The organism is Vibrio harveyi NBRC 15634 = ATCC 14126 = KCTC 12724 (assembly GCF_001591145.1).
Classification (GTDB): Bacteria; Pseudomonadota; Gammaproteobacteria; order Enterobacterales; family Vibrionaceae; genus Vibrio; species Vibrio harveyi.
Map to the genome: position 1 here is coordinate 1 of NZ_BCUF01000046.1, position 22138 is coordinate 22138.

The following is a 22138-nucleotide window of genomic DNA, read 5'->3' on the forward strand; positions in this document are numbered from 1 at the left end:
CAGCCAATGTAGTAGCACACGCAAGACCGGCGGGACCCGCCCCAATAACGGCAATGTTTTTCTTCTTGAATGCGGGTTCTACGACAATTTCTGTTTCATAACAGGCGAGCGGATTGACCAAACAGCTCGCTCGCTTGCCTTTAAATACGTTATCCAGACACGCTTGGTTGCAACCAATGCAAGTATTAATCAATTGGGACTTCTCTTGTTCAGCCTTAGCGACAAAGTAAGGATCAGCTAAGAAAGGTCGCGCCATTGATACCATATCAGCGTGTCCAGAAGAGAGAATACGTTCAGCTTCGTCAGGGGTATTAATTCGGTTACAAGTAATAATAGGAACCGAAACGTGAGGTTTGACTTTTTCAGTAACCCAAGTAAACGCACCTCGCGGAACTTGAGTCGCAATCGTTGGGATACGAGCCTCGTGCCAACCGATACCCGTATTGATGATGGTTACACCCGCTTCTTCTAGTGCCTTTGCCAGTTCAATCACATCATCAAAGGTGCTGCCTTGCTCAACCAAATCAAGCATAGAGAGTCGGAAAATAATAATGAACTTTTCACCAACCGCTTTGCGCACCGCTTTGACAATTTCAACCGGGAAACGCATGCGTTTTTTGTAGCTGCCGCCCCACTCGTCATAACGCATGTTGGTGCGCTTACATAAAAACTGGTTAATCAAATAACCTTCAGAGCCCATCAGCTCCACGCCATCGTAACCCGCAAGCTGTGCCAATTCAGCACTGTTAGCAAAAGCGTCGATGGTCTTTTTGATCTGACGTTCGCTCATTTCATTAGGTGCAAATTTTGCGATCGGAGCTTTGATTCCCGACGCACTTTGCGCGAATGGGTGCATCGCATAACGTCCGGCATGAAGAATTTGCAAAGCGATTTTGCCACCATGTTTATGTACGGCTTCTGTCACAACCTGGTGTGCCTTAGCGTGTTTCGGCTTACTAAACTCGGCACTCAAAGGGTGTAGTCGACCACGTAAGTTTGGAGAAAAACCACCCGTCACGATAAGACCTACACCGCCCTTCGCACGCTCTTCATAGAACGCCGCAAGCTTTTGTAGTCCTTCTTTGTGTTCTTCTAAACCGGTGTGCATTGATCCCATCAAGACGCGGTTTCGTAGCTGTGTAAAACCTAAGTCCAATGGTTTTAACAAATTTGGGTACATGGCAGACATCACTAAACATCCATTTTTATTGTTGTGGTCTGACCACAGTACGCCGCAAAAACCAAAAAATCAAACAAGCGTTTACATTTTTGCAACACACGTCAATCTCGCGCTAAACTATGCCAATTGTTGAATGAGCGTGATAAGCTAAAAAAATTGTTATCTTTTGAGATCTTAGAGATAAGACCCCATACTTTGTACTATTAGGGAATGACTATCTCGTTATGGAGACAAGATGAAAAAAATCTTCCAATTTATTGGTCTGATATTTAAGGGAATATGGAAAGCCATTACCTTTGTCAGACTTGCTCTGGCAAATTTGATCTTCCTAGTGATGATTGCCGTCTTTTACTTTGCTTTTACATACACTGGTGAAGGTCAACCTACTGTTGAAAAAGAATCGGCTCTTGTGATGAACCTTTCTGGTCCTATCGTCGAGCAGCGCCGTTATGTTAATCCGATGGACTCCGTCGCAGGTTCAATCCTAGGTAACGAAATTCCGAAAGAAAACGTACTCTTCGATATCGTCGATACCATTCGTTACGCCAAAGACGATCCGAAAGTTTCTGGCTTAGTCCTAGCTTTACGCGATATGCCGGAAACCAACCTGACCAAGCTTCGCTACATCGCCAAAGCGTTGAACGAATTTAAAACGTCAGGCAAGCCTGTCTATGCCGTCGGGGACTTCTACAACCAGAGCCAATACTACCTGGCAAGTTATGCAGATAAAGTGTTCCTAGCACCTGATGGTGGCGTGTTGATCAAGGGTTACAGCTCTTACTCAATGTACTACAAAACCTTGTTAGAGAAGCTGGACGTATCAACACACGTATTCCGTGTTGGTACCTACAAATCCGCAATTGAGCCCTTCATCCGTGACGATATGTCTGATGCAGCGAAAGAATCAGCAACACGCTGGATAACCCAACTTTGGAGTGCCTTTGTCGATGACGTTGCGACTAACCGTAACATTGATGCAAAAGTACTAAACCCAACAATGGATGAGCTCCTTGCTGAAATGAAATCCGTTGATGGTGATCTTGCACAACTTGCTGTAAAAATGGGTCTAGTAGATGAACTTGCAACGCGTCAAGACGTTCGAAAGTTATTCGCAAAAGAATTTGGTAGTGATGGCAAGGACAGTTACAACGCAATTGGTTACTACGATTACCTAGCGACCATGCGCCCTAACTTAATACCGTCTGAAAATGACATTGCTGTTGTCGTCGCGAGCGGTGCGATTATGGATGGTCAGCAACCACGTGGCACTGTTGGTGGCGATACGGTCGCAAGCCTACTGCGCCAAGCTCGTAATGACGACAAGGTAAAAGCAGTCGTACTTCGAGTGGACAGCCCTGGCGGTAGTGCATTTGCTTCAGAAGTGATCCGTAATGAAGTGGAAGCGCTTAAAGAAGCAGGTAAACCTGTGGTCGTATCTATGTCTAGCCTTGCTGCTTCAGGTGGTTACTGGATCTCAATGAGCGCAGACAAGATCGTTGCTCAGCCAACAACACTGACAGGCTCAATTGGTATCTTCAGTGTGATCACTACATTTGAAAAAGGCTTCACTAAACTTGGTATCAGCACCGATGGCGTAGGCACTTCACCATTCTCAGGTGACGGTATCACAACGGGATTGTCTGAAGGTGCGTCTCAAGCATTCCAGCTTGGCATTGAGCACGGTTACAAGCGCTTTATTTCACTGGTGGGGTCCAACCGTGATATGTCTGTGGAAGACGTCGACAAAGTGGCGCAAGGTCGAGTTTGGACAGGTCAAGACGCAATGTCATTCGGCTTGGTGGACCAAATGGGTGACTTCGATGATGCGGTAGAACTGGCTGCGAAATTAGCAGAAGTCGACAACTACGATATCTACTGGGTCGAAGAGCCACTATCGCCAACAGAACAACTGATCCAAGAGTTTATGAATCAGGTCAAAGTATCTCTCGGTATCGACGCGACTGCGTTTTTACCAAAGAGCCTTCAACCTGTCGCTCAACAATTTGAGCAAGACGCAAGCATGCTGCAAAGCTTTAACGATCCAAAAGGTCAATATGCGTTCTGTTTGAACTGCCAAGTGCAATAGCTTTCCTAGCTTAGCCAAAAAGGGGCGTCTCTGTGCGAGATGCCCCTTTTTATTAGGTTTCATTTCGCTATAATCCCCGCCACTGTTCCCCTACATGAAGTAAAGTAGAACGATGACTAGAAAACATATCTACATCGCTTACACCGGTGGCACCATCGGTATGCAAAAATCGGATCACGGCTACGTGCCTGTGGCTGGCTTTATGGAAAAGCAACTAGCCAGTATGCCCGAGTTCCACCGTCCAGAAATGCCGGAATACACTATCCACGAGTACGAACCACTGATCGACTCTTCAGATATGACGCCTGCTGACTGGCAGCAAATCGCAGACGACATCCGTGACAACTACGAAAAATATGATGGTTTTGTGATTTTGCATGGTACTGACACCATGGCATACACCGCTTCAGCCTTGTCTTTCATGTTGGAAAATTTAGGTAAGCCCGTTATCGTGACAGGCTCACAGATTCCGTTGGCTGAGCTACGCTCAGACGGACAAGCAAACCTCCTTAATGCCCTGCACATTGCGGCCAACTACCCAATCAACGAAGTAACACTGTTCTTCAACAACCAGTTGATGCGTGGTAACCGTAGTACCAAATCTCACGCAGATGGATTCAATGCCTTTACTTCACCTAACCTGCCACCGCTTTTGGAAGCAGGGATCAATATCCAAATCAGTAACAATGTTACGGTTGGTGCAAAACCAGAAGGTGAGTTCAAAGTACACAACATCACGCCACAGCCAATTGGTGTGATCACCATGTACCCTGGCATTTCACACGAAGTAATCCGCAACACGCTACGCCAACCAGTTAACGCTATGATCCTGTTGACGTTCGGTGTAGGTAACGCACCACAAAACCCTGAGCTACTTGGCCATTTAAAAGAAGCCTCAGAACGTGGAGTGATCGTCGTAAACCTGACTCAATGTTTGGCAGGTAAAGTGAACATGGGCGGCTATGCGACAGGTTGTGCCCTGGCAGATTCTGGCGTGATCAGCGGCTTTGATATGACACCAGAAGCGGCACTTGCGAAACTTCACTATCTTCTAAGCCAAAACTTGTCGTATGAAGAGATCAAACTGAAGATGCAAGAAGTGCTTCGAGGTGAAATGAGTCTATAACACGTTAATGACTCCACCGAACACGAAAAAGCCCAATCGAAATGATTGGGCTTTTTACATCTAAAAGGTGAATCAGTTGAGGTTTGGATTAACTCGAACGATGTCACTCTCTTCTTGTTTAAACTGTTTTTTCAATTCTTGCTTGGACTTAAAGCTGATTTCACCACCAGCGGCAACCGTCATATGTTGAGCTTCAGTATTATGTTTTGATTGATACAACATCACAGCTTGCATACATGAGTCTCGCTGCTCTTGAGAAAGTGGTGTACCCTCGGGCCATCTACCTGTTTCTACTGCGTAAACCAATCGATCATAGACTTCTGGAGTTATCGCATCTAATAATTGTTCTGCGTCCATAATGTACCTTCTTATTACATTCTATTTACAGAACATAACGGTATAGAAAACAGAGTCAAGAACCTGAAAATGAATTGGTGTAACGGATCACAAGCAAAACCATGAAACGAACATACTGGTTACTAGCAAGCCTTTTCAGCCTAACATTAACTGGCTGCTTTGAAGGCAATGTCACAACGGAAGAATTGTGTCAAAACAACCCCAAACTTCGCTGCGAGAAGTTAAATATGGACGATGGTCAATGTCGAATTCCGCGAACGAATCTTGTCTGGCATCGTTTTGAATTGCTCAAGAGCCCGACCGAAGCCAATCAAGTGATCGAATATGGCTTGGTGGCAGAGTACCGCAAGTGTCTAGAACTCGCTTCGCAAATCACGCCTATCGATCAAAGTGCGTTAAAACGTAAACGCTTTGATGCCTTGGTGCACAGCATTGATGAACTAGATCGCATTGTGAATGAACTCAAAGGTACAAAAGACCCTGCCACTCTCTATTTTTTATGGTCGCAAACAGGTGACACACAAGCTCGCCGACAGTTTTTACAAATGGAAGGTTCGCCAGAACTGAATACAGCAGAAATGCAATACGCCTTGGCAACGTTCTATACCAACCGCGATCAGCAAAAAACATTAACATTACTTCACAATTCACTATCGATGTCGAATGAGGACAACTTAAACCCTGAGATTTTAAAATCCTTAGCAAGCATCAATCAAGGTCAGGGAAACAAAGCACAAGCGTACTTGTGGGCAATGGTGGCTAAACGCTTCGATGTTCCCCTTGCAGATGAGCAGCAGTTAAAACGCATGTTCAACTTTGCACAGCCAGAGAAATATGAACAATTAGACGATCTTGCTAAATCAATATCTAAGGCAATAGAGAAAGGAAATTATTCACCAAGGATGATTCCAAGCGATTTATAAAATAAAAAAACTCCCATTCATATAGGGAGTTTTTTTATTTGTAGAGTAATCGTTTGTCTTATATTAATTGAAAGGATGAAACATTCTTTCAGTCCAAAATGGCGTTATTGGTCGGATTTGTTGAAAATTAACGACACTGAGTTTACACAATAGCGTTCGCCTGTTGTTTGCGGTCCATCTTCAAAAACGTGACCTAAATGGCTGTCACAAGCCGCACATCGGATCTCTGTACGAACCATTCCGTGACTTAGATCTTTTAGATAGCGCACCGCGGTATCATTAATTGGTGCATCAAAACTTGGCCATCCACACCCTGAATCGTACTTGTTATCGGAGATAAATAGAGGGGCATCACAACATGTGCAGGTATACACACCTGTGTCTTTATTGTGAAGCAGTTTACCGCTGAACGGAGCCTCTGTACCATGCTCACGACACACGCGAAACTCTTCCTCTGAAAGCTGCTCACGCCACTGTTCATCGGACTTCGTTACTTTTCTTCCGCTTTGTTCTACCAATTTCTGTTCCTTATTTCTTATTTTTGGCAATGACTTTTTTAGCAAAAAACTTGCTTCTCGTAACAGTTGTAGCACATACTTTCTCACCAGGACACCATGTGTAATTAATTTGATACGAGTTCTTATCTCGAAAGTTATATTACGCCAACTGGAATGTAGAATAACCAGTTAAAAGTTTAAAAAACGAGCATTTGCGAAGAATTGTTAAAAAAAGCGTCGCTTTTTTTTGACTTTAAACAAGTTAAGTCCGATTATCTGTTGCAGATGTTTACTGGATTTTGTAATTTTACTACCAGTTATCTTTAATCAGAAATTAAGTTGTGGAGCAACTATAATGACTATCAAAGTAGGTATTAACGGTTTTGGCCGTATCGGTCGTTTCGTATTCCGTGCAGCGCAAGAGCGCAACGACATCGAAGTTGTAGGTATTAACGACCTTATCGACGTAGATTACATGGCATACATGCTTAAGTACGACTCAACTCACGGCCGTTTCAACGGTACTGTTGAAGTTGAAGGCGGTAACCTAATCGTTAACGGTAAAACTGTACGTGTAACTGCAGAGCGCAACCCAGAAGACCTAAAATGGGACGCAATCGGTGTTGACGTAGTAGCTGAAGCAACTGGTCTTTTCCTAACTGACGAGACTGCACGTAAGCACATCACTGCTGGCGCGAAGAAAGTTGTTCTAACTGGTCCTTCAAAAGACGCTACTCCAATGTTCGTAATGGGCGTTAACCACGCTACTTACGCTGGTCAAGACATCGTTTCTAACGCTTCTTGTACTACTAACTGTCTAGCGCCTATCGCTAAAGTTCTTAACGACAAGTTCGGTATCGAATCTGGTCTTATGACTACAGTTCACGCTACTACAGCAACTCAAAAAACTGTAGACGGTCCTTCTGCTAAAGACTGGCGCGGTGGTCGTGGTGCTTCTCAAAACATCATCCCATCATCAACTGGTGCTGCTAAAGCTGTAGGCGTTGTTCTTCCAGAACTAAACGGCAAACTAACTGGTATGGCTTTCCGCGTACCAACAGCTAACGTTTCTGTAGTTGACCTAACAGTTAACCTAAAAGAAGGCGCATCTTACGAAGCTATCTGTGCAGCAATGAAAGAAGCTTCTGAAGGCGAACTAGCTGGCGTACTAGGCTACACTGAAGACCAAGTTGTTTCTCAAGACTTCATCGGCGAAGTTCAAACTTCAGTATTCGATGCTAAAGCTGGTATCGCTCTAACTGATAACTTCGTTAAAGTTGTATCTTGGTACGACAACGAAATCGGTTACTCAAACAAAGTTCTAGACCTAATCGCTCACATCTCTAAGTAATTAGACAGTTAGCAATTAGCGAATAACTTCGTTAAAGAAAAGGCGGCTCTAGAGTCGCCTTTTTTGTATCTGGAATTTGAGAGAATATAAAATCGATATAACATCTGTTCTGCAAGTATCGACAACGCTCTCCCCCAGCTATAGGAAATAACACATGGATTTAAAAACTCTCCCAGCACTCACTGTGTTATCTGACAACGTCACTATCATTGAAGTTGATCAGGTTAAAGTCGTCCGCGTTATTCATGAGAAAGCAACGGCAGGCATCGCGCTACATGGCGGTCACGTTGTGTCATTTACACCAGCGGGTAAAGAAGACCTCATCTGGATGAGTGAGAAAGCAATTTTTGATGGTAAAGCAGCACTTCGCGGTGGTATTCCTGTCTGTTGGCCTTGGTTTGGTCGCATTGCGGCACCGGCTCATGGCTTTGCTCGCACGGCGGAATGGGAACTAGTTGAACACCGCGAAAATGATAATGGCGTGATCGTTGAACTCGCTCTATTCCCAACTGAAGAAACTCACGACATCTGGCCACACATGTTTGATGCTCGCTTGATGGTTGAAATCAGCGACCAATTGAAAGTGACATTAAAAGTCACCAACATCGATGATGCAGAGTGGACATTCTCTGGTGCACTGCATACCTACTTAAACGTTGGTGATATCAAGCAAGCACAAACAACAGGCATGGGACCTGAATACATCGACAGCTTAAAAGAAGGTGAAATCTGCCAAGGCGGTGATGTCCTTCAACTGACTGATACGATTGACCGTGTTTACACTCAACCAGAAGCACAAATCTTGGTGAAAGACGCGGTACTGAATCGCACACTAAGTGTAGAAAACCAAGGTCATAACTCTGCGGTATTGTGGAACCCTTGGGCTACAGGCGCACAAGGTATGGGTGATATGGCAGACAATGGTTACGAGACCATGCTGTGTGTTGAGTCCACGGTACATGCACCAAGTATCAAGCAAGGCAAAACCTTGCAGCCAGGCGAGACTCACGAGCTTATTACTGTGATTTCTGCCCATTAACACTACTCAAAGGTCGGTTCAACCGACCTTTTTACCACCAGCAGGTACAAGGTTTGGTAGCCAGTGCCATACTTTAAAGTACAAGCATCGAAACAAAAACACATTCGTCTAAAAAAGGCACATATGATGAAACACGCTGTTTTCTTGATACCACTGTTCGCTACCCTTTTATTTGGATGTATACCCAAGTAACCTTCGAAAGGTTCTACGAGACCAACAAACCGTCTAAGAAAATTGAAGGGCTAACCTTCGACAATCAAGCTTCAAAGTTGAATGCTTTCATACGTCCCGTCGAGTCAGACAACCAGTGGAAATCAGTCCAAGTCATCGACTATTACCGATAAACTCATCTGTGTTATTGCGTGCCATAACGAATAATCGATTCTCGATAAAGCGAAAGTAGTGCCTCATTCTTCACTCCTACCCCGACATTTTGCGCAGAGAATACGCTCCATTCATCATTCATATATTTGCGCTGATCGGCTTTCTGGATCGTCATACCTTCTGCCGGTCCATCAGTAACCACTCTTACAGCCCCACAACGCAGATTGAAGAGTGTTGGGTCAATCACATAGGCAATAGCGGAAGGATCGTGAACATGACATCCATCCATCCCTACCTTTTCCGAATAAAACTTCAGGTAATAACGGCTCACATCCCAAATAAACTGCCCCACTTCCCCTGCATCATCTCGAAGTTGATCAAGGTATTGACCAGTAAAGAAGCTCTCCTCTGTGACATCTAATCCAATAATCACCACCGGCCATGATGCAGTAAATACCTTGTCTGCGGCATGAGGATCATCATGAATATTTGCTTCTGCGTATGGCGTGACATTGCCTCTATGGTCGTTCTCACCAAAAGCGCCACCCATCACAACCACTTCCTTAACTAAGTGAACAATTTCAGGGTCCGCTTCCAGTGCCAGAGCAAGGTTAGTAAGTGGGCCAACAGCCACTAAGGTAATCTCTCCCGGCTGCTCACGAACGCTATCGATAATGTACTGATAAGCGGGCTTATCAATAGCAGTTACATTCAGTGAGCTTGGTGCCTTCACATCGCCAAAGCCTTCTTCGCCATGCACGACAACCGTCGCTCCGACAGGTGCTTTTATTAAAGGTTTATCCGCCCCCTTGGCAACGATAGCATTCATACCAAACTTCTGTTTTAGGTACAGCGCGTTGTGAGTCGCATTGTCTATGGTCGCATTACCATAAACGGTAGTGATACCCATAAGCTCGACATCCGGATGAGCTTCTGCAAAAAGAATAGCCATCGCATCATCGATACCTGGGTCTGTGTCTAGAATGATTTTCTTTGTCATATGAGCATCTATTTCACGCAAGAAAACACTAACAATACCTATAAAAAACAAGGATAAACGTGACAAAAATCTAAGGTATGAGTTTTGTCATCTTACATCTCTAGGCGACAACTCGATCTAGCGAAAGGAAATTGGTCATCATTGCTCCAACTTAAAATCAAAGTTTCGAGCTTTTTTTGAAAGAAAATTGCTTAATTAACGGTCAGTTAGTGCCTAAGCTATTGGTTGCGGTGGTTTTTTGACAACTAACTTAATAAAAATCAAAAAAACACGTCATATAAATCGATAGCATGCCGATACAAGATTTATAACATCGAAAAATATCAGGAATGACACTACATGCTAGACAATTATCGAAACCAAAGTGTCGGTTTTCAGCTAAAGCTGGTAATCACGCTGTGTCTACTCATCGCATTTTCAAGCATTGCTGCGCTTGTTTATCAAAACGCTTCTAACGTACTTTTAGAAAACACCCTCAAAGAACACCAATCTAAAGTTGAATCGATGGCAAAAACCATTGCCGGTCAATTCAACGCTTATTTACACACGGCAGAAGTTCTGGAATCAACTTTCCGTAATGGGTATCTAGCTGGTGTATATGTAGAGAATTACACTGTCGACTTTCAAGGTCATCAGGTTCCAAACATTACCCAATACAGCGAAAGCCTGATTGGTGATACCAAATTGGTGGATACCTTTACGCGTGATACTGGCGCTATCGCAACGCTATTTGCCCCACTAGGAAATGATTTCATTCGTGTTGCAACATCATTAAAAGATCCTCAAGGTAAGCGAGCTCTGGGAACGACACTTGGTCAAAATCACCCGGGCTATCAGAAACTTATGAGTGGTCAGCCTTACTACGCACAAATCAAACTTTATGGTGAGCGCTACATCACCTACTACGCCCCTTTAAAAGATGCAAATGGTAAGGTCCAAGGAATTTCTTTTATCGGTCTCCCTGTTGAGCGCGCGACACAAGATCTCTTTAACTCATTAAAGACTGTAAAATGGGGAGATACGGGTTACACCATTATCTTGGATAATGAGAAAAGTAACCAAGGTCACTACCTTCTTCATCCAACACGAACAGAAAGTGAGCCACCAATTCAAGAAGTTGCTGACTACAACGGTAACAAGCCTTTCCACCAATTATTCGAACAAGACAGTGGTCTGATTCGATACCCATTTGAATATCAAGGAACGGTAGGTGAGAAATACCTTGTTTACACTCAAGTGCCTGGTTGGAATTGGAAGCTGTTGGGTGGCACATTTATCCACGAAGTGACCAAAGGCAGCCAAACGTTGCTTAAACTGATCGCGACTATCTCTGTCATTGTTGCTGCGGCGACATTTTTGGTGCTGACATTGGTTCTAAACCGCATGCTAAACCCACTCACTGTACTGAACGGTTATATGAACCGCTTAGCGAAAGGTGAAGTAAGTATTGATATTCCTGCATCAGGAAAAGCGTCTAAAAATGAAATCATTAACCTGAACAACGGCGTCGCTAACATGGCGGGGCAATTGAACGAGTTAGTTGGTCAAATTCGAACAACAAGCGACCAAGTTGAGAGCAACTCAACAAGTGTTGTGGATGATGCGAACCGCAACTTGATGCAATCCGATCTTCAGCAAGAACAGGTTGAACAAGTTGTGACTGCGATTGAGGAGATGGCATCATCCGCTCAATCTGTCGCACAACAGGTTGAACAAATTGCAGAAAACGTCCGCTCTGCAAACAAAGATAGCCAATCTGGTTTGGGCGTAGTTGAAGGGGTTTGCATTGATGTGGCACAGCTCAACGATCAGCTAGACCAATCTGCGGCAGCGATTGAGCAAGTAAACCGTGATAGTGAAAGCATCCAAACTGTCACGAAAATGATTGATGAAATTGCTGAGCAAACTAACCTACTCGCTCTTAATGCTGCAATTGAAGCAGCGCGAGCTGGTGAGCAGGGTCGTGGCTTTGCGGTCGTAGCAGATGAAGTTCGTACACTGGCTCATCGCACTCAAACCTCGGTGAAAGACGTTGTGGAAATCATTGAGAAACTTAAAGGCTCAACAAGCAATGCCGTAAGCATGATGACGGAAAGTCAGCAAAACGCGAATAAGGTACTTGATAAAGCACAAGAAGCAGGCACTGCGCTTGAAGCCATTGCGGGTCAAGTTCAATCCATCGCCTCTCAAGCAGACGCAATTGCGGCAACGTCTGAAGAACAAGCACAAGTTTCTCAAGAAATCGCGGCAAATGCTCACTCTATCAGTGAGTTGAACCGTGAAAGCCGTGACACGAGTGCAAAAACATCACACAGTGCGACCGAGCTGCAACAGCAAGCACAAAACTTGAAACACCAAGTGGACTTCTTCCACTAAGCCATCAAGTAAAACCATCAAAGAGCCGATATTTTCGGCTCTTTTTTGTTTCGCTTACCCACCCCCTTTTTGATAGAATCTGCCGCCCTACTTCTTGTCCAGAGATCGTCATGAACTATCAATGTCCTCTATGTCATCAACCTCTTGAGCTCACCGCAAAGACGTTTAAATGTGAAAACAATCATCAATTCGACCTAGCGAAAGAAGGCTACGTAAACTTGATGCCAGCACACCACAAACGCTCAAAAGATCCAGGTGACAACAAAGAGATGATGCAGGCGCGTCGTCGCTTTCTTGAGGGAAATCATTACGACCCAATGCGCCAAGAAGTCGCTCATCTTTGTGCAACCTATACTCAAGGTACAAGTCATCAGTTATTGGATATTGGCTGTGGTGAAGGTTACTACACAGACCAAGTTCAGCGCTCATTACATGCACAAGATGAAAACGCCAATGTCTATGGGTTAGATATCTCAAAAGTCGCTATTCGTTATGCGTCTAAACGCTACCCACATTGCGATTTCAGTGTCGCATCAAGCCATCGACTACCATATGCAGATCGGTCTCTGGATGCTATTTTGCGCATCTATGCACCATGCAAAGCAGAAGAATTGCAGCGTGTTATCAAAGACAATGGTGTGGTGATCACTGTGACGCCAGCGGGTCGCCACTTGTATCAGTTCCGCGAGCGCATTTATCAAGAAGTTCGCCTGCACAATGAAGAGCCAGAGCACATCGAAGGTTTCGAATTAGAGCACCAACAGAAGCTGAACTACACCATGGACTTAAAAGATGGCGTCGCATTCGATTTGCTGCAAATGACACCATTTGCATGGAAAGCCAGCGATGAACTTCGTGACGAGCTAAAGTCATCTACACTTTTCCAATGTGAGGCTGACTTTATGTTGCGTGTTTACCGTAAGAAAACGACTCAAGCAGGTACCGAAGAATAAATGTAACGCTAATTATTCTCATTACCATTGATTCATTTATCAGCCTCCATTAATATCGTCCGGACATTTTTGGAGGCTTTTTAATGCGCTTTTCTACACTAAGTCTGATTTTTGCAGGCTTGCTAACTGGCTGTGCTTCAAACGCACCCACCGCTCCTGACGCGATAACTGGTGACGTAACCAGTTTCTATGACTACCAGCTACATGACCCTGCTGGTAAAGCCATCTCAATCAACCAATTACCCTCTGAATTACAACAAGCAGACGTTATTTTAATTGGTGAATGGCACACTCACGCAGGTATCCATCGTTTTCAAACAGATATGCTCAAACAGCTGTCAAAGACAGACCGTCCTATAGCACTTTCAATGGAACAAGTTACTCGCGACAAACAAGCTATCTTAGACGCTTACCTTGATGGAGAGATTGGCGAGCAGTACTTCATGAAGCAGAGCAACGCATGGCCGAACTACGAAAGCGATTACCGTCCTTTGGTGGAATTTGCTAAGCAAGCCGATATTCCTGTGATCGCAGCAAACGCACCGAAGAACATCGTTCGCTGTATCGGTCGTCAGGGTGCAGATTACATAAATAAGCTCGACAGTGACGAGCGCAGCTTCATCGCTGATGAAGTAAATACGGCAAACAGCCCATACAAAGAAAAGTTCATGGCATCTATGCACCATGGCAAGCCAGAGCAAACCGAGAAACAATACGCCGCTCAGGTTACTTGGGATGAAACGATGGCGGACTCGATCGTCAAATACCTTGCAAAACACCCTGACACTCAAGTCGTGCATATAGCCGGTAAGTTCCACACAGAAGATGGTTTGGGCACTGCTGCTTCCATTTTACGCCGTAACCCAGACCTAAAAGTCGTTGTTATTACCCCAACAGCAGAGGTTACTTCGGAAAGTTCGGATTACCAACTAGAAGTACTTTCTCCACCAGTTCGTTATGTACAAGATGCCAACCGAATGGCAGCGTACAAGCACCTAGCAACACGCAACAGTGACCTTCAATGTAAGTAATCAGAAGCATCTTACAACCGATATAGAGAAATAGGTCTGCTTTTTGCAAGCAACTTGGTTTGTATACCTAAGAAGCGGCAAAAACAGACCTATTTTTTCTGATTGATTCAAGATATACCTATTGCCGTCGATATAAAGATAACTGCTTTTTACCTGCACTCAATCAGAGAGTGTCGTTGTTCGAAGGGGTAACAGATGAATCCAGTAGGAAGCAATTCAGTCAATACATACGCTGCTCAACAAAATAAAGTTGAACAAGCGAAAGCCAGCGAAAAAATCACCGATGGCGCACCATTAAAGATTGAGCAAAATAAAGTATCACTCTCTAGTGAAGGGAAAGCACTACTCGCTGCGCTTCAGCAAATCGATCATGAAAGCAAGAAGGCGGAACTCGAAAACCAAACCGTTGGCGACAAAGTCGAATCTTTTGCTCATGGAGCACTGGGTATGGACCATCCTCACACTATCGAAGAAGAGGAAGATGGCTCTTACTCTGCAGGTCAATATCTTTCAGCAGCCCTCACGGTTGGTGGTATCATCTTAGCTCTTGTTTAGGTGTTAACCGTTTAGTATCAGGTTAAACAAGAGTTTCTTTCGTTACGATAAGTAACCTCATTTGAACGCTTTTTTTGTCCAAGTCCATAATGGAAAACTATTCATTAACGGACGATGAACTGTGAAAAACGCATTTTCGCTTATAGACAAACCCACTTTTTTTGGCGCAATCGCGCTGCTCCTTTCGATTGTTTTCCCTTTAATTTTGTTTCCGGCTGAAGGTGCACAATGGATTGCCGTTGCTAAAACCTTTATGACTGACAAGCTCGGTTTCTTATACCTTGCACTAGGACTTGCCGCTTTTATTTTCATGATTTATGTCGTTTTTAGCGACATGGGCCAAATCAAGTTAGGCGATCCTGATGAAAAGCCAGAATTCACCACGGCATCGTGGGCCGCAATGCTGTTCTGTGGCGGCATCGGGGCAAGTATCCTCTATTGGGGCTGTATCGAGTGGGCATACTATTACCAGTCTCCTCCGTTTCAACTAGAGCCTGGTAGCGAAGAAGCTGTACGTTGGGCTGCAACTTACGGTCTGTTCCACTGGGGACCAATTGCCTGGTCTATCTACCTTATTCCTGCATTACCAATTGCGTACTTCTTCTACGTAAGAAAACAACCCGTACTGAAAGTCTCCAGTGCATTGATGCCAGTACTTGGCGAAGAACGCAGCAAAGGTACCGCTGGCAAGATTGTTGACGTACTGTTTATCTTCGGTCTACTTGGCGGCGCAGCAACCAGTTTAGGCTTAGCTGCACCTTTGATCGGAGAAGGTCTGCATTACCTCTTCGGCATGCCTAAAAATACTTACAGTCAAGTGCTTGTATTGCTGATCTGTACTGCGATCTTTGCTTACTCCTCTTACGCAGGCATGGAAAAAGGCATCAAAGTACTAAGCAACATTAACTTCTGGGGAGCGATGGGACTACTAGCCTTTGTGTTGGCAGTAGGACCAACCATCTTCATGCTGGAGACTGGCTTAGATTCGATTGGTCGTATGTTATCTAACTTCTTTGTTATGGCGACATGGGCAGAGCCATTTGGTGGATACGGCACTTTTGACAACACACATTTCCCACAAGATTGGACTATCTTCTACTGGGCGTGGTGGCTAGTCTTCGCTCCAAGTATGGGACTGTTTGTCGCTCGCATTTCTCGCGGTCGTACCATCAAGCAGATGGTTTCCGGTTCCATCTTCTTTGGTTCACTGGGCTGCTTCCTATTTTTCATGATCTTAGGTAACTACGGCTTGTCTTTGCAGTTATCCGGAGAACTCGATGTCGTCGGCATTTTGAATGCCGAAGGCGCTACAGCAGCGATATTCTCGATGCTTGATGCATTACCGATGAGCTATTTTGTTATCGCTGTATTTACCTTGCTGTGCATCATTTTTACAGCGACGACTTTTGATTCGATTTCATACATTCTGGCCTCTGTTGTACAAAACAACGTAACTGAGGAGCCAATGCGTTGGAACCGAATGTTCTGGGCATTTACGTTGTCTTTTCTGCCTACTGTTCTGATGTTTATGGGGGGACTAAGCACCTTACAAACAGCGGCGATTGTTGGAGGCTTACCTCTACTTGGCATCTCAATTATGCTCATGGTGTCGGCTGTTCGAGCGACAACATTGGATATTCGTCATCAGGAAGATTACATCGAACCAACCATTAATATTGAAGAGCTACCAGAGTTTGATCCTTGGTCAACTGAAGGGATGGCAATGGCTAGGTTTGAGCGCGCACGTGACGCCGCTCAAGAAGCGGCGGAGCAAGAGCGTGACGCACTGGCACAATTGATGACACTGCGTAAACGCATTCGTGCTTTCGCTCTTGAACATAGCGACGACAATGATTTTGCCGATCATCACTTACCGCAGGGTATGCAAGAGGAGTTGCAAGCCCTATTGGATAATGTGATGAAGGCAAAAGAGAGAAAACTCGAGTTATCGGAAACTGCCCAGCAATCCAGAGCCGAGTTTAATCAAATCGTGGCCCAAAGTACCTCTTACGCAGTGTAGCTTTAGCCCATGACTTTCAACTTCTAAACATAACTCAAAGCTCACTTCGGTGAGCTTTTTTTTGTGTCTGACGTAGTATGCGCCTGTGTATCTCATATGAATCTTTTGTGACGGTAGTATTTTTGTCATAAATCCTTGTTGTAATTCGAGCGCTTTTATAAATAAGGAATATACAATGAAGCACTTAGCGACCCCAATCGTCACAGCAGTGGCGGCATCTACGCTCTCTTTCAGCGCTCTGTCGGCAGAGATCAAAAACGTTATCTTAATGATTGGCGATGGTATGGGACCTCAACAAGTCGGTTTGCTTGAGACCTACGCGAATCATGCACCTAATTCAATCTACAAAGGCGAAACCACCGCACTTTATAAACTGGCACAGGAAGGTGTTATTGGTTCATCGTTAACCAACCCTGAAGATGCCATTGTGGTGGATTCTGCTTGTTCTGCAACCATGCTTGCCACTGGTATTCCAACCGCTTCTGAAGTAATTGGTATCGACAGCCAAGGCAACCACGTTGAAACGATCTTAGAAAAAGCTAAGGCAAAAGGTAAAGCGACAGGTCTTGTTTCCGACACTCGAATGACGCACGCGACCCCAGCCGCTTTCGCCTCGCACCAACCTCACCGCTCACTAGAAAACAATATCGCCGTCGACATGCTAGAGACGGGTGTTGATGTCATGCTTTCTGGCGGTCTTCGTCATTGGATCCCAAAATCTACCAACGACAAAGGCGACACATATACGCAACTTGAAAAGCTCACCCAAGGCGATGTTTACCTAAAATCAAAGCGTAAAGATGAGCGCAACTTGCTCACAGAAGCGCAACAGCAAGGCTACAGCTTAGCGTTTAATCGCGACATGTTAGAAAACGCTAAAGGAGAAAAAGTTCTTGGTCTATTTGCTTACTCAGGAATGAACGATGGCATTGCTTACAGCCATAGCAAAAATGACCCGAAACGCACCCAACCATCCCTTAAAGAGATGACAGAAAAAGCACTGGATGTGCTATCAAAAGACAAAGATGGCTTCTTTTTAATGGTAGAAGGCGGTCAAATTGACTGGGCAGGTCACAGCAACGATGCAGGTACCATGCTTCATGAGTTGATCAAATTTGATGAAGCCGTCAATTCCGTTTATGAATGGGCGAAAGGTCGTGAAGATACGCTAGTAATCGTCACTGCCGACCATGAAACAGGCTCTTTTGGCTTCAGCTACTCCTCAGCAAACCTTCCTAAACCAGAAAAGCGCAGTGGCGAAGCTTTTGCTAAGCGTGATTACGCACCAAACTTCAACTTTGGTCAGTTTGACATTCTCGATGGACTCTACAATCAAAAACAAAGCTACTACGGTATGATCAGCGAGTTCCAAAAACTCGATAAAGCGCAGCAAACGCCAGAGAAGTTAGCAGAAATCGTGAATGCAAGTAGCGACTTTACCATTACTCCGGAGCAAGCTGAGCGCGTATTGGCAAGTAAGCCAAACCCTTACCGACTGGCAAGCCACAAGTACCTGAGTGAAGAGAATGTTCCAGCAATCAATGATTTTGATGCTTTTTTCCCATACAACGATCGCGGAAACTTGTTGGCTCGAGAGCAAGCGACCAAACAAAATACAGTGTGGGGAACGGGTACACACACGCATACGCCGGTCAATGTATTCGCTTGGGGACCTGCGGGGACCATCCTGCCAGTATCAAAGATCATGCATCACTCACAACTGGGCGAATACCTCATTCAACAAATTAAATAATTTCCGCTCTGCACTTACTTTCATCTTCTGATGAAACTTCAACGCCCTCGTTTGAGGGCGTTTTTTTACATTGAAACGGTTGACGCTTCGTGCTTTGCGCTCCACTATTTGCCAAATATTTATAAAAATGACCAATGCTATGTGTGAAATATTTGCCAAACAGCCCCAGGAAAATTATCGGTTTGTGACCCGTTCGATTCGTATTGATGGCCATGCAACCAGTGTGAAGCTCGAATCAAGTTTCTGGCTAACACTAGAAGAAATTGCCTCAGCACAAGACATGACGGTACCAAAATTCATCAGTACTGTTTACCAAGAAGCGCTGGAACACAACGGTGAAGTCAACAACTTTGCTTCCCTACTTCGTTGCGCTTGCCTCACCTACGCCCGCCAACCTCAGGCAACGATTGAAAGAGCTTTGAGCGAGCAACACTAATCCCTGCATTTTATTGTCGTACCTGAGTACTACCCATTGCGCGTCGAAACTGACTAGTCTAGACGCACGATTAAGGAGTACTCATGACAAAAATAATTCATACCATGATCCGCGTAAGCGATCTGGAGCGTTCTCTTAAGTTCTACCGCGACGCACTTGAGCTAGAAATCAAAGACCAATACGTATTCGACGGCTTTTCTCTTACTTACCTAGCGAACTCAGAAACAGGGTTCGAACTTGAACTGACTCACAATCATGACCAAAGCGAACCGTACACTCACGGCTCGGGTTATGGTCACCTTGCGGTGAGTGTTGAAGACATTGAAGCCGCACACCGCCGCTTAACATCACTTGATATTGAGGCAAGTGATATCAAGGTGTTTGACCACCAGCAAAAACACTTAGCAACCTTCTTCTTCGTCACCGATCCTGACGGTTACAAAATCGAATTCTTACAACGACAAGGTCGTTACCTTTAATAACAACAAAGAAGTAAACATAACTATGATTCATTTAACTGCTGCATTTCACGCAAAACCAGAACACACATCGACACTTAAGCAGGCACTAGAAGCTATGTTAGTGCCAACTCGTAATGAAGAAGGATGCGTGCGTTACCAACTTTTCCAAGACAAAAATGACGCTTGCCAATTTTTGTTCCAAGAGCAATTTGCTGACCAAGCGGCTTTTGACCAACACTGTAATACTGAACATTTCCAAGCTCTGCTTAGTACTATCGATGGTTTACTAGCTAGTGAGCCAAAAATCACCTTCTTTGAAGAGCTATAAGCGTTAAAGCACAAAAATAAAAAAGGCACTCAAGTGAGTGCCTTTAGTTTCTGTTGAGAGAGTTACGCGTCTTTCTTGTCGACCATATGTAAATGAACATCTTGTTGCGGGAAAGGAATCGAAATACCTTCGCGGTCAAAACGCAATTTCACTTCTTTTGTCACATCCCAGTACACATCCCAATAATCGTCGGTTTTCACCCAAGGGCGAACAATAAAATCAACCGATGATGTATTTAGCGTATGAACCTTGATGTTTGGCTCTGGTGAGCGAAGCACTGAAGGGTGAGACGTGACTATATCATTCAGAACTTCTTCTGCTTTTAGCAGATCATCGGCATAGCCAATACCAAAGACCATATCAACTCGACGAATACGCTCGTGCGTCACGTTCTTAATCACATCGCCCCAAATCTTGCTGTTTGGCACAATGATAATTTGGTTATCGAATGTACGAATCGTAGTATTCACCAAACTCATGTGGCTTACCTTACCGTCAACACCACCCGCGTATACGAAATCGCCAACATCAAATGGGCGATAGATCAGCAGCATCATGCCTGCCGCAAAATTCGATAATGTATCTTGTAGGGCAAAACCAATGATCACACCGGCGATACCGAAACCAGTTAGGATTGGAGCAAGGTTTAAACCGATTTGAGACAAACCGACCATGATACCGATGATCCATACCGCCTTGCCCGACATCGAAATAAAGAAATCTTGCATCAAATGCGACAATTTCAAATTCTTAGAGGCTACCGTTTTACTCACGACTTTTCGGGTTAACTTCGCCAATGAACGAGCAATCAATAAGATCAGGGCAAAGACAAAAAGCTGGAAAACATGCTGTGGCGCATTCTCCGCGAACCAATCTACCGCAGAGTTCGACCAATGACTCAGGATAGACAGAATGACTTTTGAGTTCAGAAGATCATGGGTGATGCTACCTGTCACTTCAAATATCTGACGTTTATACTCAGACGTCTCCAGCCCTACTTTGTCACCAATCGAAATTAATTTGCGAAGGCTATCGGTAGCAATATTAAGGCGTTGTTTAAGGATCAGTTGGCTCAGTTGTAAAGACGCTTTTTCAGATTCTGGGCTGGAAGAGACTTGTGAACCGATGATTTCGCTTTGCTGGTTGAGGTACTCGATAGACGCAGATAGCAGACGCATACGCTTATCTACGCCCTCTTTAAACTCAGCATCAGCATCTTCGTCTTGAACGTCTAACTTCTTCAACCAGTTTAAATTTTGCCAACTCGATTCATAACTCACATCCAAATACTGTTGCAGCTCGCGATAGCTATTGATTAAAGAAAGCTTATCTTCGTCTTTTGACTTATTGATTTCCTCATTCAGCGCTTTGATTTTGTCATCGAGATAAACCACGGCACCTTCTGAGTACTTCTCTTGAGTTTGTACGAGCTCAATCAACTTCTCATGAGGAATGGACTTATTACTGATCGCAGTAGCGAGACGACTTCTCAGTTCTTCGTTTTTCTGGAAAAGCTGTAGTTGAAGTGCATCGCGTTCGTCTCCACTAGCTAACTTTAAACTTTCAGATAAGTCGAGAATGTCTCGGTTAATATTATCAATAGCCTTCTCTGCTGCAGAAACCTTTGGCATATCTACTGTGGTCTCAACGCTTTCCGTTGCTTGTACAATGAAAGGGCTCATTGTCAGAGTCAGCAGAGCCATTAAAACCAACCATGGGGTCAAACGCACTTTAAGGGGGGATAGTAACGTCATTTTTACCTCGTAAGAGACAATCCCAATCAACACGATCGAGAAATGGAATGTAAATTCTTGAAATTAGATGCTCTAAGTTTACAACACGAATTCGCAAACCGAGCAGCATTTAGTAAATTAAGCGTCAAAATTCATAATCAATGTCCATTATTTACTCTGTTTTATTCGCTATTAGCTCAAACCTATGACAAGTTCCATTGTGTTGATATTGATACAAACTGAAGATTAAGTGTGCATCACCGTCGCCACAAATACAGCACCTGAGTAAGAATGGACTATGATTGAACGGAGTGAACGCTAATTGTTTCATCAATAAGGAGAAATCATGGGTTTTCTATCTTGGATCATTCTGGGCTTGATAGCCGGAGCACTCGCTAAGTGGCTGATGCCAGGCAATGATGGCGGCGGTTGGATCGCGACTATGGTGTTGGGCATTGCTGGTGCCTTCGTAGGCGGATTCTTGGGAAGCTTTGTCGGGCTGGGCGGTGCTGATGGCGTAAATATCGGCAGCATCATCACTGCCACATTAGGCGCGTTTGTATTGTTGTTTGTCTACAACCGCTTCTTGAAAAATTAGGCGATTTCCCC

At 44.4% G+C, this 22138-nt stretch carries 20 protein-coding genes; 15 read left to right on the forward strand and 5 right to left on the reverse strand.

Features of this window, described 5'->3' with window-relative positions; all coding sequences use genetic code 11:
* Positions 1-1189: 2,4-dienoyl-CoA reductase FMN-binding domain-containing protein (locus tag VHA02S_RS19860; protein ID WP_174522165.1), on the reverse strand; the 1189-nt coding region annotated here is incomplete at its 3' end.
* Between the two features lie 226 nt (positions 1190-1415).
* Here VHA02S_RS19860 and sppA point away from each other — a divergent pair.
* Entirely contained in the window at positions 1416-3266 is a 1851-nt protein-coding gene (gene sppA / locus VHA02S_RS19865; protein WP_038899585.1) for a signal peptide peptidase SppA, read from the forward strand.
* Positions 3267-3378: 112 nt separating this feature from the next.
* Complete coding sequence (gene ansA, locus VHA02S_RS19870; RefSeq protein WP_005444639.1) at positions 3379-4392, forward strand: asparaginase; 1014 nt, start codon at positions 3379-3381, stop codon at positions 4390-4392.
* Between the two features lie 72 nt (positions 4393-4464).
* On the opposite strand, the gene VHA02S_RS19875 is transcribed toward ansA, so the two are convergent.
* Positions 4465-4749: a YeaC family protein gene (locus VHA02S_RS19875; RefSeq protein ID WP_005444637.1), complete on the reverse strand. Its 285-nt coding sequence runs from the start codon at positions 4747-4749 to the stop codon at positions 4465-4467.
* Positions 4750-4850: 101 nt separating this feature from the next.
* On the opposite strand from VHA02S_RS19875, the gene VHA02S_RS19880 reads away from it, so the two are divergent.
* Positions 4851-5672, forward strand: a complete 822-nt coding sequence (locus tag VHA02S_RS19880; protein WP_005444635.1) for a DUF2989 domain-containing protein — start codon at positions 4851-4853, stop codon at positions 5670-5672.
* 104 nt (positions 5673-5776) lie between these two features.
* On the opposite strand, the gene msrB is transcribed toward VHA02S_RS19880, so the two are convergent.
* Complete coding sequence (gene msrB, locus VHA02S_RS19885; protein WP_005452043.1) at positions 5777-6190, reverse strand: peptide-methionine (R)-S-oxide reductase MsrB; 414 nt, start codon at positions 6188-6190, stop codon at positions 5777-5779.
* A 334-nt stretch (positions 6191-6524) separates the two neighbouring features.
* Here msrB and gap point away from each other — a divergent pair, with 334 nt between their 5' ends.
* A complete protein-coding gene (gene gap / locus VHA02S_RS19890; RefSeq protein WP_005452046.1) occupies positions 6525-7520 on the forward strand; it encodes a type I glyceraldehyde-3-phosphate dehydrogenase in 996 nt (331 codons plus the stop codon).
* Between the two features lie 154 nt (positions 7521-7674).
* Positions 7675-8559 (forward strand): D-hexose-6-phosphate mutarotase, encoded by an 885-nt coding sequence (locus tag VHA02S_RS19895; RefSeq protein WP_038899584.1) that lies wholly within the window; start codon positions 7675-7677, stop codon positions 8557-8559.
* Between the two features lie 355 nt (positions 8560-8914).
* Here the strand turns inward: VHA02S_RS19895 and VHA02S_RS19900 are convergent, their stop codons facing one another.
* Complete coding sequence (locus VHA02S_RS19900; protein ID WP_017817822.1) at positions 8915-9883, reverse strand: nucleoside hydrolase; 969 nt, start codon at positions 9881-9883, stop codon at positions 8915-8917.
* A 339-nt stretch (positions 9884-10222) separates the two neighbouring features.
* Between VHA02S_RS19900 and VHA02S_RS19905 the strand changes: the two genes are divergently transcribed.
* The 9 genes from VHA02S_RS19905 to VHA02S_RS19945 all read left to right on the forward strand — a co-directional run bounded on the left by VHA02S_RS19905 (position 10223) and on the right by VHA02S_RS19945 (position 19796).
* Positions 10223-12259 carry a methyl-accepting chemotaxis protein gene (locus VHA02S_RS19905; protein WP_038899583.1) on the forward strand — a complete coding sequence of 679 codons (2037 nt, stop codon included), beginning with the start codon at positions 10223-10225 and terminating at the stop codon, positions 12257-12259.
* Positions 12260-12369: 110 nt separating this feature from the next.
* Entirely contained in the window at positions 12370-13212 is an 843-nt protein-coding gene (gene rlmA / locus VHA02S_RS19910) for a 23S rRNA (guanine(745)-N(1))-methyltransferase (RefSeq protein WP_038899581.1), read from the forward strand.
* An 83-nt stretch (positions 13213-13295) separates the two neighbouring features.
* Positions 13296-14243 (forward strand): ChaN family lipoprotein, encoded by a 948-nt coding sequence (locus tag VHA02S_RS19915; protein ID WP_038899580.1) that lies wholly within the window; start codon positions 13296-13298, stop codon positions 14241-14243.
* Positions 14244-14438: 195 nt separating this feature from the next.
* Entirely contained in the window at positions 14439-14798 is a 360-nt protein-coding gene (locus tag VHA02S_RS19920) for a hypothetical protein (protein WP_005452054.1), read from the forward strand.
* A 121-nt stretch (positions 14799-14919) separates the two neighbouring features.
* Positions 14920-16818: a BCCT family transporter gene (locus tag VHA02S_RS19925; protein ID WP_038899579.1), complete on the forward strand. Its 1899-nt coding sequence runs from the start codon at positions 14920-14922 to the stop codon at positions 16816-16818.
* A gap of 175 nt (positions 16819-16993) precedes the next feature.
* Positions 16994-18571: an alkaline phosphatase gene (locus tag VHA02S_RS19930; RefSeq protein WP_038899578.1), complete on the forward strand. Its 1578-nt coding sequence runs from the start codon at positions 16994-16996 to the stop codon at positions 18569-18571.
* A gap of 139 nt (positions 18572-18710) precedes the next feature.
* Positions 18711-19007 carry a ribbon-helix-helix domain-containing protein gene (locus VHA02S_RS19935; RefSeq protein WP_038899577.1) on the forward strand — a complete coding sequence of 99 codons (297 nt, stop codon included), beginning with the start codon at positions 18711-18713 and terminating at the stop codon, positions 19005-19007.
* 83 nt (positions 19008-19090) lie between these two features.
* Positions 19091-19486, forward strand: a complete 396-nt coding sequence (locus VHA02S_RS19940) for a VOC family protein (RefSeq protein WP_005452061.1) — start codon at positions 19091-19093, stop codon at positions 19484-19486.
* A gap of 25 nt (positions 19487-19511) precedes the next feature.
* Positions 19512-19796: a putative quinol monooxygenase gene (locus VHA02S_RS19945; protein ID WP_005452063.1), complete on the forward strand. Its 285-nt coding sequence runs from the start codon at positions 19512-19514 to the stop codon at positions 19794-19796.
* Positions 19797-19858: 62 nt separating this feature from the next.
* Here VHA02S_RS19945 and VHA02S_RS19950 read toward each other — a convergent pair whose 3' ends face one another.
* Entirely contained in the window at positions 19859-21550 is a 1692-nt protein-coding gene (locus VHA02S_RS19950; RefSeq protein WP_009698542.1) for a mechanosensitive ion channel family protein, read from the reverse strand.
* A gap of 325 nt (positions 21551-21875) precedes the next feature.
* On the opposite strand from VHA02S_RS19950, the gene VHA02S_RS19955 reads away from it, so the two are divergent.
* A complete protein-coding gene (locus VHA02S_RS19955; protein WP_005452067.1) occupies positions 21876-22127 on the forward strand; it encodes a GlsB/YeaQ/YmgE family stress response membrane protein in 252 nt (83 codons plus the stop codon).
* Positions 22128-22138 lie beyond the last annotated feature (11 nt).

Excerpts from the sequence above, each read along its gene's own strand:
- VHA02S_RS19920 (WP_005452054.1), top strand. The coding sequence starts at position 14,439 with ATGAATCCAGTAGGAAGCAATTCAGTCAATACATACGCTGCTCAACAA.
- VHA02S_RS19880 (WP_005444635.1), top strand. The coding sequence starts at position 4,851 with ATGAAACGAACATACTGGTTACTAGCAAGCCTTTTCAGCCTAACATTA.
- VHA02S_RS19905 (WP_038899583.1), top strand. The coding sequence starts at position 10,223 with ATGCTAGACAATTATCGAAACCAAAGTGTCGGTTTTCAGCTAAAGCTG.
- VHA02S_RS19940 (WP_005452061.1), top strand. The coding sequence starts at position 19,091 with ATGACAAAAATAATTCATACCATGATCCGCGTAAGCGATCTGGAGCGT.
- VHA02S_RS19930 (WP_038899578.1), top strand. The coding sequence starts at position 16,994 with ATGAAGCACTTAGCGACCCCAATCGTCACAGCAGTGGCGGCATCTACG.
- VHA02S_RS19900 (WP_017817822.1), bottom strand. The coding sequence starts at position 9,883 with ATGACAAAGAAAATCATTCTAGACACAGACCCAGGTATCGATGATGCG.
- rlmA (WP_038899581.1), top strand. The coding sequence starts at position 12,370 with ATGAACTATCAATGTCCTCTATGTCATCAACCTCTTGAGCTCACCGCA.
- VHA02S_RS19895 (WP_038899584.1), top strand. The coding sequence starts at position 7,675 with ATGGATTTAAAAACTCTCCCAGCACTCACTGTGTTATCTGACAACGTC.
- VHA02S_RS19915 (WP_038899580.1), top strand. The coding sequence starts at position 13,296 with ATGCGCTTTTCTACACTAAGTCTGATTTTTGCAGGCTTGCTAACTGGC.
- gap (WP_005452046.1), top strand. The coding sequence starts at position 6,525 with ATGACTATCAAAGTAGGTATTAACGGTTTTGGCCGTATCGGTCGTTTC.
- VHA02S_RS19945 (WP_005452063.1), top strand. The coding sequence starts at position 19,512 with ATGATTCATTTAACTGCTGCATTTCACGCAAAACCAGAACACACATCG.
- sppA (WP_038899585.1), top strand. The coding sequence starts at position 1,416 with ATGAAAAAAATCTTCCAATTTATTGGTCTGATATTTAAGGGAATATGG.
- VHA02S_RS19875 (WP_005444637.1), bottom strand. The coding sequence starts at position 4,749 with ATGGACGCAGAACAATTATTAGATGCGATAACTCCAGAAGTCTATGAT.
- ansA (WP_005444639.1), top strand. The coding sequence starts at position 3,379 with ATGACTAGAAAACATATCTACATCGCTTACACCGGTGGCACCATCGGT.
- VHA02S_RS19955 (WP_005452067.1), top strand. The coding sequence starts at position 21,876 with ATGGGTTTTCTATCTTGGATCATTCTGGGCTTGATAGCCGGAGCACTC.
- VHA02S_RS19935 (WP_038899577.1), top strand. The coding sequence starts at position 18,711 with ATGTGTGAAATATTTGCCAAACAGCCCCAGGAAAATTATCGGTTTGTG.
- VHA02S_RS19950 (WP_009698542.1), bottom strand. The coding sequence starts at position 21,550 with ATGACGTTACTATCCCCCCTTAAAGTGCGTTTGACCCCATGGTTGGTT.